We start from the raw sequence: 14530 nt of genomic DNA, 5'->3' as shown, positions 1-14530 counted from the left end.
GCCAACTGGCCACAAGACCTAATCCCTGGCGCCCGCCCGCCCGATCCGGCAAGCTGAGGCACGTCACCCACCCCAGCCCCGATGCCCGAACCCGCCATCCGCCTTGACACCTGGCTCTGGCAGGCCCGCCTGGCCAAGACCCGCGCGCTGTGTTCGCGCCTGGTCGAACAGGGCGGCTTCCGCCTGAACCGCCAGCCCACCGACAAGCCCCACGCCAGGCTGCGCGTGGGCGATGTGCTGACCTTCGCCTGGGGGGAGGAGGTGCGGGTGTGGCGCATCCTGGCGCTGGGCACCCGGCGCGGCCCGCCGGAGGAAGCGCGGGCGCTGTATGAGGATCTCAGGAATCCACCCGGAACCTGAACAGCCGGGTCAGCTTGTCCGCCAGCGGGGCCGGCAGCAATTCCAGCAGCCGCAGCATCAGCCCGAAGCCCCAGGGGAACACGCAGCGCCCGGCACCCCGCGCCACCGCCCGCATGACATGCCCCGCCGCCCGCTCCACCGAGACCTCGAACGGGTGCTTCCCCAGGAAGCGCGCCCCCATCTCCGAGCGGAAGAAGCCCGGGGCCACATTCGTCACCCCCACCCCGCGCAGCGCCAGCAGCGCCCGCAGCGCCTCGCCATAGGCCCACAGCCCCGCCTTGCTGGCGGAATAGGCCGGGCTGTCCGGCAGGCCCCGGAACCCCGCGACCGAGCAGATCAGCACCACCCGCCCCGCCCCGCGCGCCACCAGGCGCGGCAGCAGCGGCTCCACCAGGTTCACGGCCCCCAGCAGGTTCACGCCCAGCACGCGCTGCACGCTGTCCTGCCCCTCCATCCCGCCATCGGGGCGGGTGCCGCCGGTCACGCCCGCATTGGCCACCACCAGGGTGGTGGGGGCGGCGTCGTCCCAGGCCAGCAATTGCGCGGCCAGGGCCGGGGCGTCGCGCACATCCAGCAGCGCGGTGCGCACCGTGGCCCCCAGCGCGCGGCAGGCCCCGGCCACGCCCTCCAGCGCCGGGGCGTCGCGGCCGATCAGGTGCAGGGTCACGCCCGGGCCCGCCCAGCCCTGGGCCAGCGCCGCCCCCAGCCCGCGGGAGGCCCCGCTGATCACGATCGCGCTCATCGCCGCCACAGCCCCGTCTGGCGGGCCAGCTTCAGCAGCCGGCCCTGGAGTTTCCACCATAGCAGATACGCCCGGCGCCCGGGCGGCAAGGCCGGCCAGGCGGCGGGGTCGGCCAGGCGTTCCAGCACGATCTCCGGCGTGCAGGGCAGTTGCGTCACCGGGTCATGATAGCGCGGGTAGAGAATGAGGCAGCCGGCCACCAGCGCGTCCAGGCTCAGCGCGCGGCCGCGCCGGGGCGGGGGCGCCATGTCCGTCGTCAGCCCCCAGCCGGCATAGAAGGGCCGCCCCCAGCAGGTGACGGACAGCCCGCGCAGCAGCGCCTCGAACCCCGCCAGGCTGGTGATGGAATGCAGCGCCCCCACCTGCGCGAACAGGCCGCCGATGGGCGCGCGCGTGACGGTATCGGCGAAGCGCCGCGCCTCGCGGTCCGGCACATGGCCGCGGCGGTATCCGGTCTCCACATCCGGGTGCGGCTTGAAGGCGATGAAGGCACCCGGATGCGCCGCCCGCACCGCCGCCAGCAGGCCGAGATTGGTGCGCACCTCCGCCGCCCCCAGCCGGATGGAGGCATCGTCCTCCACCTGCCCCACCACCAGGATGCGCGGCCGCCCGGGGCTGGGCGGCAGCGGGGCGGCGTGGCCCGCCACATTGTATTTGGTGATGTTGCGCGCCGTGATCGCGGCCCGCAGCGCCGCCGCCCGCGCCAGCAGGGGCACGTCGAAATCAGTGCCGGACAGGATGCGCTCCAGCGCCGAGGGCCGGGCGGGATCATAGTGAATCCCCAGCGGATCGACCGCCAGCGAGGCCGCCGGGGCGAAATTCACCCCCAGCCCCACCGAGCGCAGGAAGCCATCCTCCACCCGCCAGATCTCGGTGCCCTGGCGGGCGGCCAGGGCTTCCTCCGCCGGGGTCAGCCGCGCGGCCCAGGCGGCGACCACGGCGCCGGGCCGCATGGCCTCGGCGGCGGTCTCCGCGAAGGGGGGATGGCCGTCCGGGGTGCCGAAGACATGCGCGATGTCCCGCCTTTTCCATGCCTGCATATGCAGCAGGAAGTTCACGCGAATGTTTTCCGCCGCGCGCCCCCGCCACAGGGCCAGCAGCGCGACCCCCTCGGCGGGGGTCAGCGGGCGGCCGGTGAAGGGGCAGGCGAAGCGGGTGCGGGGCAGGGCGGCGGCCAGCGGGGCGGGGTCCTCCACCCCCAGAATGGCGGCCAGGGGGGCGGCCGGCGGGGTCTCCCGGTGCGGCGGCAGGCCGGGAAAAACCAGCGCCACCGGACGTTGTGCACCGCCGAAGGCCGGCGCGGCCCAGGGCCCTTCGGCGAAGCGGCCCGCACCCTCGCCCAGCGTGGTTTCGCCGGGCGCCGCCTGGCCGGGCAGCAGTGTGTAATCCGGCAGGAAGCCAGGCAGATGCGGCCAGCGCCGCAGCAACGCCGGCGGCACGCGGAGTTGTGGGCGGTGCAACATGTCGTGTTTTTCCACGGCATCCTGTATAAGGGGGAGGCGGCGGTTGCCGGCGCGGTCTTTATTGGGCCTTCATTCCGCGCCTGGATACCCGTCCCGGGACATGAGGTGATTTTGGCATGGTGCAAACCGAGACTGGCTTCCGGCATGCCTTGTGGCTGCTGGCCTTGTTGCCTCTGATGGGCTGCGACAACCTGCCGGGTGGTGGTTGGGTGTCCGAATTGTCTTCGGCGCGGGTTCCCCCGCCGGTGGGCGCGGTGCCCGCAACCCCCGCCCCGCCGACGGACCCGCTGGCCATCTTCGCCATGAGTGCGGCCCCCGGTACCGAAAGCAGCGTGACGCTCGCCAGCGGCAGCACGGTGCGCGCCCGGGTCGGCCGCCGCTATGCCTCCGCCTCCGGCCGCGATTGCCGGGAAGTGCTGCTGGGCTCCGGCCTGGATGAGCGCACCCAGCTGGTCTGCGCGGGCCCCGAAGGCACGCATCTGACACCGCCGCTGCTGCGTGGCGGTGGGGCTCTCTGACCATGTCCGCCAGCCTCCGTCCGGACGGTTCGCTCGGGGCGCTGCGGGAATTCATGCGGGCTTTCCGCGTGCAGATGCGCGTGATCGGCGCGCTGGTGCTGCGCGAACTGCATACGCGCTTTGGCCGCCATCACGGCGGCTATGTCTGGCTGTTCTTCGAGCCGATGATGCTGGCCGGATGCATCGCCGGCCTGCACGCGGTCATTGGCCACGGTATGCCCGGCGACATGAACGTCGTCGGCTTCTACCTGACCGGCTATGTGCCCTATTACCTGTTCCGCGGCATCCTCAACCGCTCGGGCGGGGCGCTGCATTCCAATGCGCCGCTGTTCTATCACAAACAGGTGACCTATCTGGATGTGATCATCGCCCGCAACCTGCTGGAGATCGTGGCGGTGCTGTTCGCGCAGCTCTTCCTGCTCTACGCGGTGGGCGTGTTCAACAACCAGTTTCCGGTCAACCCGGCGCAGATCGCGGTGGGCGTGGTGCTGATGGGGTTGTTCTGTCATGGTATTTCCATGATGATCACCTCGGCGACCGTCATCGGCATGGAAGAAGTGGACCGTTTCATCCACCCCATGACTTATCTGATGATCCCGCTGGTGGGTGCCTTCACCATGGTGTGGTGGTTTCCCTCCGACTTTCAGCAGATCATGCTGCTGAACCCGACGATCCAATTGTTCGAATACATCCGGGAGGGGCATTTCGGTCCCATCGTCCCGTATTACTATGACCTGACCTACGTCATCAGCGCCGTGGCCATCACCAATGTGCTGGGCCTGCTGTGCCTGAAGGCGGCCGGGCACAAATACCCCTATCTGAGCGACGTGTGACGGAGCCGCGCCGATGATGGAGCTGCGGGACGTCTGGGCCGGCTACAAGGTTCACGGGAGGGAGCATCTGGTGCTGCGCGGCGTCAACGCCAGTTTCTGGCGGGGCGATGCCGTGGGCATCATGGGCCGCAACGGCGCGGGCAAATCCACCCTGGTGAAGGTCTTGAGCGGCCGGCTGCAGCCCAGCCGCGGCAAATTCCTGCGCGATCCGGAATTCAGGGTCTCCTGGCCGCTGGGCTTCGGCGGCGCCATCCACGGGTCCATCACCGGCGCGGACAATGCCCGTTTCATCGCCCGCATCTATGACCGCGACCCGTATGAGATCGAGCATCAGGTCGAGGAATTCGCGGAGCTGGGTCACTTCATGCACCAGCCCGTGAACACTTATTCCTCCGGCATGCGCGGGCGCCTGGCCTTCGCCCTGTCCATGGCCATCGACTTCGACTGCTATCTGGTGGATGAGGCGATCGCCGCCGGCGATGCCCGTTTCCAGAGCCGCTTCCGCATGGCGATGGAGGAGCGGCGCAAGCGCAGCACTGTCATCGTCGTGTCGCACTCTACCAGTATTCTCAAAGACCTATGCACCTCCGCCGCCATTCTCCACGAGGGAAGACTCGCCTTTCATGAAGATCTGGACGAGGCTATCGCCATCTACGAAAGGCTCTGAGGGCGCAGCCGGCCGCGGCCGGAAGCTCGCTCCTCGGGGCCAATCCGACGCCGGGCTGGTCCTCGGCGGCTTCGGCGCACTGGATGTGCGGCCCGGGGGACCGCTTGAGCGCCTGAAGGCCTGGGGGCGCGCGCACCCGTTCTGGCTGATCGTGCTGTTGCCGACACTCATCGCGGCGTCTTATTTCTGGCTGATCGCCGCCCCGCAATACGTGTCCGAGAGCCGCTTCGTCGTGCGTTCCCGCACCCAGGGCGGCATCTCCCTGCTGTCGGATGCGTTGAACAGCGCCGGCTTCCGATCGGCGCCCGAGGACGCGATCATGGTGCGGGACTTCATCGCCTCCCACGACGCGGTGCAGGAACTGCGGCGGCAGATGGACCTGGTGGCGATGTTCCGGCGGCCGGAAGCGGACCTCTGGGCCCGCCATTGGTATAATGATCCGCCCGCCGAACGGCTGCTCTCCTTCTATCGCGGCATGGTCACGGCCGCGATCGACACCAGCTCGGGCATCGCCACCCTGCAGGTCCGCAGCTTCCGCCCCGTGGACAGCCTGCAGATCAACGAGGCGCTGCTGAAAATGAGCGAGCATCTGGTGAACGGCCTGAACGCCCGCATCCAGCAGGACACCATCGCGGCCGCGCGGCGGGAAGTGGCGCGTGCCGAGGAACGTGTGACCGGCGCCACCGAGGCGATCTCCAGCTTCCGTGAGCGTGAGCGGCAGCTGGACCCCACGCGCTCCGCCGGCATCGCGGTGGAGAATATCGGCCGCCTGCAAGCCACCCTGGCCCAGACCCGCAGCGAGTTGCAGACCCTGCAAGGTTATGCGCGGAACAACAACCCGCAGGTGCAGGTGCTGCAGAACCGCATCCAGGCCCTGCAGACCCAGATCGACGAGGAGCGCCGCCGCACCTCATCGGGCAATAACGAAGGCTTTACCCAGCAGGTCGCCGCCTATGAACGGCTGCGGCTGGAGCTGGAATTCGCCGGGCGGCAGTTGACCACGGCCACGGCCACCTTGGAAAGCGCACTGAACAGCACCTTGCGTCAGCAGATCTTCCTGCAGCGCGTGGTGGAACCCAACTTGGCGGAACAGAACCTTTATCCCAAAAGGTTCACTTCTGTCCTCTATGTATTTATTGGCCTTTCCGTGATTTACGGTCTGGGCTGGCTACTGATCGCGGGGGTCAAGGAACATGCGGCTTAACAAGTCTGTCGTGGCGGCTGTTCTGGCCGCCTTGCTGCTGCCTGGGCTGGTGCATGCGCAGGGCGCCCAGGAACTGACCCCCGGCCGGGTCGAGGCCGGCGCGCGTGTGACCAACCGCGTGGGCTCCGCCACCGAGGCCGAGGCCGGCGCCGTGGCCGTGCTGCCGCTGGGCGCGGGCCAGCGCGCCCCCGGCCCCGCCACCGCCGTGTTCGGTTCCGCGCTGTTCACGCGCGATGCCACCACCGTGTCGGATGCGCCGAACCCCAACTACATCATCACCCCCGGGGACCGCGTTTCCATCCGCGTCTGGGGCGCGACCGAGGCCGAGGTGAACGGCCAGGTGGACAGCGCGGGCATGATGTTCCTGCCGCAGATCGGCCCGGTGCGGCTGGCCGGCACCCGCGCCGGCGACCTGCAGCGCACGGTCGAGACCGAGGTGCGGCGCATCTACACCCAGGATGTGAACGTCTATGCCGTGCTGCTCTCCACCCAGCGCATCGGCGTGTTCGTCACGGGCTTCGTGCGCACGCCGGGCCGCTTCGGCGGTTCCGCCGCCGATTCCGTCATCGACTTCCTGGTGCGCGCGGGCGGCGTGGATGCCTCTCGCGGGTCCTACCGGGATATCGTGGTGCGGCGGAATGGCGGCAATGTCGCCACGGTGGACCTCTACAACTTCCTGATCGAGGGCCGCCTGCCCGCCCTGCGCCTGCAGGAGGGCGACACCATCGTGGTCGGCCGCCAGCGCGCGCTGGTCGGGGCCGACGGCGCCGTGCGCAACAACTTCCTGTTCGAGGTGCCGGCCCGCATCATGACCGGCCGGGAGCTGGTGGAATATTCCCGCCCGCTGCCCGCCGCCACCAATGCCGTGGTGCAGGGCAGCCGCAATGGCCGGCCCTTCAGCCGCTATGTCACGCTCAGCGAATTGTCCTCCGTCAGCCTGTCGGACCAGGACACGGTCAGCTTCATCACCGACAGCCCGTCGCGCACCATCCGCGTGATGATCGAGGGCAGCCGCATCGGCCCCTCCGTGCTGGTGGCGGACCGCGACACCCAGCTGTGCTCGCTGCTGGACTATGTGGCGGTGGACCCGGCGCTGGCCAACACCCAGGGCGTGTTCCTGCTGCGCCAGCGCGTGGCCGCCCAGCAGCAGCGCACCATGGAGGAAGCGCTGGACCGGCTGGAGCGCCAGCTGTTCCTCGCCACCTCCCCCACCACCGGCGTCTCCCAGATCCGCAGCGCGGAGGCGCAGCTGGTCGGCCAGTACATCCAGCGCGCCCGCCGCACCCGGCCCGACGGGCTGGTGGTCGTGATGGATTCCACTGGCCATTGCGCGCCTGTCCGGCTGGAGGACGGCGACGTGATCGTCATCCCCGAGCGCAGCCAGACCGTGCTGGTCAGCGGCGAGGTGAACGCGCCGCGCGCCATCCTGTGGCAGCAGAACCTGTCGCCCGCGGATTATATCCGCCAGGCGGGTGGGCTGTCGCCGCGCGGCAATGCCTCCTCCCTGATGATCCGGCGCGCGAGCGGCGAACTGGTGCTGGATGCCAGCCAGCAGCCTCGCCCGGGCGATGAGCTGATCGCGCTGCCCTATCTGGACCGGCGCGTGCTGCAGCTGTTCACGGATTTCAGCTCCATCGTGTTCCAGCTGGCCTACGCGGCGCGGTCGCTACAGAATTTCTGATCTTGCCTAACCCGTTGATGGGGATGGCGCTCATGGTGGGCGCCTCCCTGCTGTTTTCCGTGATGGGCGCCTGCTACCGCGTCGCCTTGCAGGAGGGGCTGCCGACACCGGCGGCCCCTTTCGCGCGTGGGGTCATCACGCTGCTGATCATCCTGCCCTGGCTGCTGCGGGTGGGGGGCGCGGGCATGGTCACCCGTCGCCCCTGGCTGATGACCTGGCGCTGCGTCGCCGGGCTGGTGGCGTTCCAGTGCTCCATGCTGGCGCTGTTGCTGCTGCCTTTGGCCGATGCGGTGGCGATTGGCCAGGCGCGGCCCATCTGGGCCATCTGCCTGGCCGCCTTGCTGTTGAATGAGGCATTGCGGCGGGACCGGGTGGTCGCGGCGGCGGTAGGGTTCCTCGGCGTGCTGATCATCGCCAACCCGGGCGGGCATTTCTCCTGGGGGTTGGTGGCGGCGGTGGGGGCGGGGATCTCGGGCGCGCTGGTCCTGATCTCCCTGAAGAAGCTGGCCACCACCGAGCCGCCGATGCGCATCATCGCCTGGTATGCCATCGCCAGCACCGTGTGCTGGGCCCCGCTGACGGCCATGCTGTGGGTGACGCCCAGCTGGCAGGCGGTGGGGCTGCTGGTGTTCGGCACGCTGATGTCGGTGGTGGGCGATTACATGGTCTCCATGGCGGCGCGGCGGGCGGAGGCCGGGCTGCTGGCGCCGATGGAATACGCGCAGATCCCCTCCGGCGCGCTGCTGGGCTGGCTGGTGTTCAGCGAGATGCCGGGCTGGGGCCTGCCAGTCGGCGTCGCGCTGATGCTGGGCGCCAGCCTGTACCTGGCCCGCAGCGCGGGGCGGCGATAGCGCCCCCCGGCCTTTATTTTTGACGGTTTGAGGGAGGCCGCGCCCTCCCCGATGGTGCCCCTGCCGGGCGCCCGCGCTATAGCATTCCCGTGCCTGCCCCGCCGCGCCTTCTCCTGCCTGATTCCCCCGCGCTGGTGGCTGGTCCCGGCCGCGCGACCTTATTGACGCCGGATGGCGAGCTGCTGGTGCTGGAGGGGGCGGAGATCGCCAACACCCTGGCCCTGCACCCGCCGCCGATCCTGGTCCACGCCCCCGCCACCGCGCGCCGGCTGGATATCCCACCCTTCCTCGACAGCTATGACCTGCTGGAGCTGTTCGCCTTCGCCCTGCCCGCCCGGCTGGCCGCGCCCACCCCGCGCGGCCTGGCCGCCGCCCTGGGCCTGACCCCCCCGCATGAGGATGCGGACGCCGCCGCCCTGCTGCCCGAGATCGCGACCCGCCTGCTGCGCGCCCTGGCCGAAACCCGCGCCACCGCCGCCGGCGCCGATGCCGCGGCCATGGCGGCGCAGCTGGGGGCCACCATCCGCTGGGGCTGGGCCGATTCCGTGCTGGCCGCCCTCGGCGCGCCGGACGCCAAGCCCGACCGCAACGCCTTCCGCCCCTGGCGCCGCCTGCCGGAATGGGAGGACGACGCGCCCCCGCCGCCGCCGGCCAGCTTCGGTGTCTCCGCCACCGAGGCGCGGCAGCGGCTGGCCGAAATCCTGGGTGAAGGTGCCGAACAACGCCCCAGCCAGGCCGACTATGCCTCCGCCGCCGCCATGGCCTTCGCCCCGCGTGAGGCCGAGGGCGAACCCCGGCTGGTACTGGCCGAGGCCGGCACCGGCACCGGCAAGACGCTGGGCTACATCGCCCCCGCCAGCCTGTGGGCGGAACGCAACGGCGCGCCGGTGTGGCTGTCGACCTACACCCGCAACCTGCAACGCCAGTTGGACCAGGAACTGGCCCGCCTGTACCCGGACCCGGAAGAGCGCCGCGCCCGCGTCGTGCTGCGCAAGGGGCGCGAGAACTACCTGTGCCTGCTGAACCTGGAGGAGGTGCAGGGGCAGATGACGCTGAAGGAGAGCGTGCTGCCCCTGGCGCTGGCCAGCCGCTGGGCCACCCACACGCGGGAGGGCGACATACTGGGCGGGGATTTCCCCGGCTGGATGATGGAGCTGTTCGGCCCCGCCCTGATCGGCCAATTGGCGGACCGGCGGGGGGAGTGCATCCGCTCCGCCTGCACGCATTACAAGAAATGCTTCGTGGAGCATTCCATCCGCCGCGCGCGGCACGCCCGGCTGGTGGTGGCGAACCATGCGCTGGTGATGGTGCAGGCGGCCCTCGGCGGGGGCGAGGATGGCAAGCCGCTGCGCTATGTCTTCGACGAGGGCCACCACATCTTCGATGCCGCCGATGGCGCTTTCTCGGCGGCCATTACCGGGTTCGAGACCGCCGAGCTGCGCCGCTGGCTGCTGGGCGCCGAGGGCGGGCGCAGCCGCGCCAAGGGCCTGTCCCGCCGCATCGAGGACCTGGCGGGCGAGGCCGATGAATTGCTGGGCCCCATGCAGGCGGCGCTGCACGCGGCGCAGGGGCTGCCCGGCCCCGGCTGGCAGTCCCGCCTGGCCGAGGGCACCGGCGGCGCCAACCCCACCGAGGCCTTCCTGGCCGCCGCCCGCGCCCAGGTGCTGGCCCGCGCGCCGGAGGATGACGGCCAATACGGGCTGGAGGCCGACATCCACCCCCTGAACCCCGGGGTGGAGGAGGCGGCGCAGGAGCTGAACCGCGCGCTCTCGGCCCTGGAGGACCCGCTGAAGGACCTCTGCCGTGCCTTGCAGGCGCGCATCGACCAGGCGCCGGAGGAGCTGGAGGCCTCGGACCGCATCCGGCTGGAAACCGCGATCCGGGGGCTGGAGCGCCGGGCGCTGATGCCGCTGGCCGCCTGGCGCGGCATGGTGAAGGAGATCGGCAACGAGCCCGAGCCCGGCACCCGCCCGCGCCTGGTGGATTGGTTCGAGCTGACGCGGCGTGAGGCGCGGGACGTGGATGCCGGCATGCGCCGCCATTGGCTGGACCCGACCATCCCCTTCGCCACGCAGCTGGCGGGCCCGGCGCATGGGCTGCTGATCACCAGCGCCACGCTGCGCGACCGCGCCCCCAACGCCGATGAGGACGCCGCCTGGCGCGCCGCGGAGGCCCGCACCGGCGCCCAGCACATGGCCATGCCCGCCATCCGCGCGGCGGTGCCCAGCCCCTTCGACTATCCGGCGCAGACCCGTGCCTTCGTCGTGACCGATGTGGACAAGAGCCGCACGGAGCAGGTGGGCAATGCCATGAAGGCGCTGTTCCAGGCCTCGGGCGGCGGGGGCTTGGGGCTGTTCACCGCCATCCGGCGCTTGCGGGAGGTGGCGCGGCAGATCGCGCCGCCGCTGCAGGCCGAGGGCATCCCCCTCTATGCCCAGCACATGGACGCGATGGACAATTCCACCCTGGTGGATGTGTTCCGCGCCGAGGAGGATTCCTGCCTGCTGGGCACCGACGCGATGCGCGACGGCGTGGACGTGCCCGGCCGTTCCCTGCGGCTGCTGGTGTATGAGCGCGTGCCCTGGCCGCGCCCGACCATCCTGCACCGGGAGCGGCGCATCCATCTCTCGGGCGGGAACCCCAAGGGCTATGACGACGCGGAGGCGCGGCACCGGCTGCGCCAGGGCTTCGGCCGGCTGATCCGCCGGACGGACGACAAGGGTGTGTTCGTGCTGCTGGACCCGCGCGCGCCCAGCCGGCTGCTGGCGGGGCTGCCGGTGCCGGCGCGGCGGGTGACGCTGAAGGAAGCGGTGGCGGAGACGGAGGCGTTTCTGCGGGGGGAGTGAGGGCTATTCCCCGCGCGGCACCATGCGGGCGGCGCACGCCCGCACCGCCGCGATGAACTTCAGCCGGATCTCCTCGAACAGCGCATGGGGCAGGGGGCCGAAGACGACGCTGGCGGCGTCCCCCGGCCGGGAGGGCCGGAGATCGGGCCCGGGCCAGATGAAGCGGTTCGCCTCGGTCAGCACCACCCAGCTTCGTGCATCATCCAGCCCCAGGCGCCGCTTGGTCGCCGCCGGGATTTCGACCGACAGCGATGGGTCGGCGTGTGGGCTGTGGGTGATGGGCAGCACCGTCACCACCTGTTCGCCGCCGCTGCCGGCCGTGAGCAGAATGATCGCGCAGGGGCGGTCCTTGACGCCCTCCTCCTGCCCGCGCGCGTGCTGATGCGTCCAGAGATAGCTGTACCGGATGACGAGGCCGGCCGCCGGCGGCGGGAAGGCCACGCGGTCAGGCGGTCGTTTCGTCGTCGAAGGCCTTGCTGGCCTCGGGGGCGCGGGTGGCTTCCAGGGCGGCGAGATCGGCCTCGGTGAAGTCGTCCAGCGCCATCACCTGGCGGTCGCGGCGCTTGAGGCGCTGGTATTCCTCGGCGGAGATCAGCACCGTGCGCTCCCGGCCATGGTGCAGGATGGCCACACCCTCCCGCAGGGCGGCATCATGGTAGGTGGCCAGGTGGCGCTGGAACTCGGCGGCGGAAACGCGGATCATGTCGGCGCCTCAAAATTCATATAATACGAATTATACAGATAATCTGTGTGCCCTCAAGCGAAACCGCGTATCGGTGGACAGGCCGCCAAAGGCCTTACCGGCCCTTGGCGGCGCCCCCTCAGTACACCACCACACTCCGGATCGACTTGCCTTCGTGCATCAGGTCGAAGGCGTGGTTGATGTCGTCCAGCGGCATGGTGTGGGTGATCAGGCTGTCGATCTCGATCTTGCCATCCATGTACCAGTCCACGATCTTCGGCACATCGGTGCGCCCGCGCGCGCCGCCGAAGGCCGTGCCCTTCCACACCCGGCCCGTCACCAGCTGGAACGGCCGCGTGGCGATTTCCTTGCCCGCATCCGCCACGCCGATGATGATGCTCTCGCCCCAGCCGCGATGGCAGGCTTCCAGCGCCTGGCGCATCACGTTCACATTGCCGGTGGCGTCGAAGGTGAAGTCCGCGCCGCCGCCCGTCAGGTCCTGGATGGCCTGCACGACCTTGTCGTTGCCGACCTCATTGGGGTTGATGAAGTCGGTCATGCCGAACTTCTTCGCCATCTCGACCTTGGCGGGGTTCAGGTCGATGCCGATGATCTTGTCGGCACCCACCATGCGGGCACCCTGGATCACATTCAGCCCGATGCCGCCCAGGCCGAACACGGCCACATTGGCGCCCGGCCACACCTTGGCGGTGTTGATCACGGCGCCGATGCCCGTGGTCACGCCGCAGCCGATGTAGCAGATCTTGTCGAAGGGCGCGTCCTTGCGGACTTTCGCCAGCGCGATCTCGGGCAGCACGGTGAAATTGGCGAAGGTGCTGCAGCCCATGTAGTGGAACACGTCCTTCGACCCGCCCACGCCCTCGCACGAAAAGCGGCTGGTGCTGTCCGGCATCAGCCCCTTGCCCTGGGTGGCGCGGATGGCCGTGCACAGGTTGCTGCGCTGGGACAGGCAGGTTTTGCACTGCCGGCATTCGGGCGTGTAGAGCGGGATGACATGGTCGCCCACCGCCAGGCTGGTCACGCCCTTGCCCACCTCGCGCACGATGCCCGCGCCCTCATGGCCCAGGATGGCGGGGAACAGCCCCTCCGGGTCCGCGCCCGACAGGGTGTAGTAGTCGGTGTGGCAGACGCCGGTGGCCATGATTTCCACCAGCACCTCGCCTTCCTTGGGGGGCTGGACCTTGATGGTCTCGATCGTCAGCGGCTTTCCGGCGGCCCAGGCCACCGCGGCGCGGGTTTCCATGAGTGAGTGCTCCCAGCTTTCGGCCGGGAGTGTGCCGCAGTGGCCCGTGGCCGCTCAAGCCTGGGCTGGAAGCTTCATCCAGGCGGGGGTCTCCGGCCGCAGCGTGGCGCCCCCGCATTCCAGCGCGGGCGCGCCCAGCGCCGCCAGCCGCAACAGCGCCATGCCCCGCGCGCCCTGGCCCGAGCGCATCTCGCCCACCTCCTCGCCCGCCAGCAGCACGGGGGTGCCGGGGGCGGGCAGGGGGCCCTCGACGGCCACCGGCACCAGCCGGCGCTTCACCAGGCCGCGATACTTGGTGCGGGCCGTCAGCTCCTGGCCCATGTAGCAGCCCTTCTCCCAGCTCACGCCGTGCAGCTCGTCGAAGCCCGCCTCCAGCAGCACGGATTGCTCGGCCCGCATGTCCGCGCTGCCATCCGGCAGGCCCAGTGAGAGGCGGTGCGCGGCATAGGCCAAGGGGTCCTCGGGCGCCGAGCCGGGGGGCACCAGCGCGCGCCAGCCGGCCTCCGGCAGGCGGGGGTCGGGGGCGGCGCCTTCGGGCATCGGGGCCTCGCCCCAGCCCGCCAGCACCGCCAGCCGGTCGGAGGCATCCTCCAGCGCCACCTTCGACCGCAGGCGGAATTTGGACAGTTTCGCCACCAGCATGGGCGCCTGTTCGCGCTCCACATCCAGCAGCAGCGCGTCATCGGTGGCGAAGACGAAGAAATCCGCCAGCCACTTGCCCTGCGGCGTCAACAGCGCGGACCACACGGCCCGGCCGGGCGCGGCCTGCGCCACGTCATTGCTCACCAGGCCCTGGAGGAAATGCACGCGATCGGCGCCCGAAAGGACCACGACGCCACGCTGGGGTAGAATGGATACCGGCATGGTCCTGTATTTGGGCGTGATGCGCCGGTGGCGCAAGACGGGGTAGAAGCGGGCATGCGGCGCGTGTTGATCATCGGCCAGCCCGGCGCGGGCAAATCCACCCTGGGGCGGCAGCTGGCGCGCGCCACCGGCCTGCCGCTGGTGCATCTCGACCGCCACTACTGGCACCCCGGCTGGCAGGACAGCGAGCCCGCCGCCTGGACCGCCACGGTCAACCGCCTGGTGGCCGAGCCGCGCTGGATCATCGAGGGCAATTACCCCGGCACGCTGCCCGCCCGGCTGGCGCGCGCGGATACGGTGATCCACCTGGATTTCCCCACCTGGCTCTGCTTCGCGCGGGTGGTGCGGCGCATCCTGTGGGGCCAGCGCCCGGGCGAGCTGCCGCCCGGCTGCCCGGAGCGCTTCGACCGCGAATTCCTGGGCTATACGCTGCGATACCGCCAGCGCCACCGCGCGCGGGACATGCGGCCGCTGGCCGGATTTTCCGGCACGGTGCACCGGTTCTGCGGCCCCCGGCAGTTGCGGGCGTGGCTGGCGGCGCTCTGAGGCCAACGG

General features: G+C 70.5%; 15 protein-coding genes. 9 read left to right on the top strand and 6 right to left on the bottom strand.

What is annotated here, in order from left to right:
• Positions 1–81: 81 nt before the first annotated feature.
• Complete coding sequence (locus GT007_RS13865) at positions 82–360, top strand: RNA-binding S4 domain-containing protein (protein WP_160122220.1); 279 nt, start codon at positions 82–84, stop codon at positions 358–360.
• Here the strand turns inward: GT007_RS13865 and GT007_RS13860 are convergent.
• Positions 338–1102 carry an SDR family NAD(P)-dependent oxidoreductase gene (locus GT007_RS13860; protein ID WP_160122219.1) on the bottom strand — a complete coding sequence of 255 codons (765 nt, stop codon included), beginning with the start codon at positions 1100–1102 and terminating at the stop codon, positions 338–340. The two genes, GT007_RS13865 and GT007_RS13860, sit on opposite strands and share 23 nt — an antisense overlap.
• Positions 1099–2565, bottom strand: a complete 1467-nt coding sequence (locus GT007_RS13855; RefSeq protein ID WP_160122218.1) for a capsular polysaccharide export protein, LipB/KpsS family — start codon at positions 2563–2565, stop codon at positions 1099–1101. The genes GT007_RS13860 and GT007_RS13855 overlap by 4 nt, the downstream gene beginning before the upstream one ends.
• A 116-nt stretch (positions 2566–2681) precedes the next feature.
• On the opposite strand from GT007_RS13855, the gene GT007_RS13850 reads away from it, so the two are divergent.
• The 7 genes from GT007_RS13850 to GT007_RS13820 all read left to right on the top strand — a co-directional run bounded on the left by GT007_RS13850 (position 2682) and on the right by GT007_RS13820 (position 11165).
• Positions 2682–3083: a DVU3141 family protein gene (locus tag GT007_RS13850; RefSeq protein ID WP_160122217.1), complete on the top strand. Its 402-nt coding sequence runs from the start codon at positions 2682–2684 to the stop codon at positions 3081–3083.
• 2 nt (positions 3084–3085) lie between these two features.
• Entirely contained in the window at positions 3086–3916 is an 831-nt protein-coding gene (locus GT007_RS13845) for an ABC transporter permease (protein WP_160122216.1), read from the top strand.
• Between the two features lie 13 nt (positions 3917–3929).
• Positions 3930–4583, top strand: a complete 654-nt coding sequence (locus tag GT007_RS13840; protein ID WP_160122215.1) for an ABC transporter ATP-binding protein — start codon at positions 3930–3932, stop codon at positions 4581–4583.
• Positions 4584–4734: 151 nt separating this feature from the next.
• The gene (locus GT007_RS13835; RefSeq protein WP_160122214.1) at positions 4735–5787 is read left to right on the top strand and encodes a capsule biosynthesis protein; all 1053 of its coding nucleotides are present in this window, start codon (positions 4735–4737) and stop codon (positions 5785–5787) included.
• Positions 5777–7468 (top strand): polysaccharide biosynthesis/export family protein, encoded by a 1692-nt coding sequence (locus GT007_RS13830; RefSeq protein WP_160122213.1) that lies wholly within the window; start codon positions 5777–5779, stop codon positions 7466–7468. The genes GT007_RS13835 and GT007_RS13830 overlap by 11 nt, the downstream gene beginning before the upstream one ends.
• Positions 7469–7491: 23 nt before the next feature.
• Entirely contained in the window at positions 7492–8319 is an 828-nt protein-coding gene (locus GT007_RS13825; RefSeq protein ID WP_160122212.1) for a DMT family transporter, read from the top strand.
• 89 nt (positions 8320–8408) lie between these two features.
• Positions 8409–11165, top strand: coding sequence for an ATP-dependent DNA helicase (locus tag GT007_RS13820; RefSeq protein ID WP_408015551.1), 2757 nt, complete (start codon positions 8409–8411; stop codon positions 11163–11165).
• 3 nt (positions 11166–11168) lie between these two features.
• Here the strand turns inward: GT007_RS13820 and GT007_RS13815 are convergent, their stop codons facing one another.
• The 4 genes from GT007_RS13815 to ygfZ form a co-directional block, all read right to left on the bottom strand.
• Positions 11169–11606, bottom strand: a complete 438-nt coding sequence (locus GT007_RS13815) for a hypothetical protein (RefSeq protein ID WP_160122211.1) — start codon at positions 11604–11606, stop codon at positions 11169–11171.
• Between the two features lie 4 nt (positions 11607–11610).
• Positions 11611–11868 (bottom strand): type II toxin-antitoxin system prevent-host-death family antitoxin, encoded by a 258-nt coding sequence (locus GT007_RS13810; RefSeq protein ID WP_160122210.1) that lies wholly within the window; start codon positions 11866–11868, stop codon positions 11611–11613.
• 118 nt (positions 11869–11986) lie between these two features.
• Positions 11987–13111: an S-(hydroxymethyl)glutathione dehydrogenase/class III alcohol dehydrogenase gene (locus GT007_RS13805; RefSeq protein ID WP_160122209.1), complete on the bottom strand. Its 1125-nt coding sequence runs from the start codon at positions 13109–13111 to the stop codon at positions 11987–11989.
• Between the two features lie 54 nt (positions 13112–13165).
• Complete coding sequence (gene ygfZ / locus GT007_RS13800) at positions 13166–13975, bottom strand: CAF17-like 4Fe-4S cluster assembly/insertion protein YgfZ (RefSeq protein ID WP_160122208.1); 810 nt, start codon at positions 13973–13975, stop codon at positions 13166–13168.
• A gap of 54 nt (positions 13976–14029) precedes the next feature.
• On the opposite strand from ygfZ, the gene GT007_RS13795 reads away from it, so the two are divergent.
• Positions 14030–14521 (top strand): P-loop NTPase family protein, encoded by a 492-nt coding sequence (locus tag GT007_RS13795; RefSeq protein WP_160122207.1) that lies wholly within the window; start codon positions 14030–14032, stop codon positions 14519–14521.
• Positions 14522–14530 lie beyond the last annotated feature (9 nt).

This window comes from Rhodovarius lipocyclicus, from assembly GCF_009900765.1.
GTDB classification, from domain to species: Bacteria; Pseudomonadota; Alphaproteobacteria; order Acetobacterales; family Acetobacteraceae; genus Rhodovarius; species Rhodovarius lipocyclicus.
This window is presented reverse-complemented; position numbering and strand designations above follow the sequence as displayed.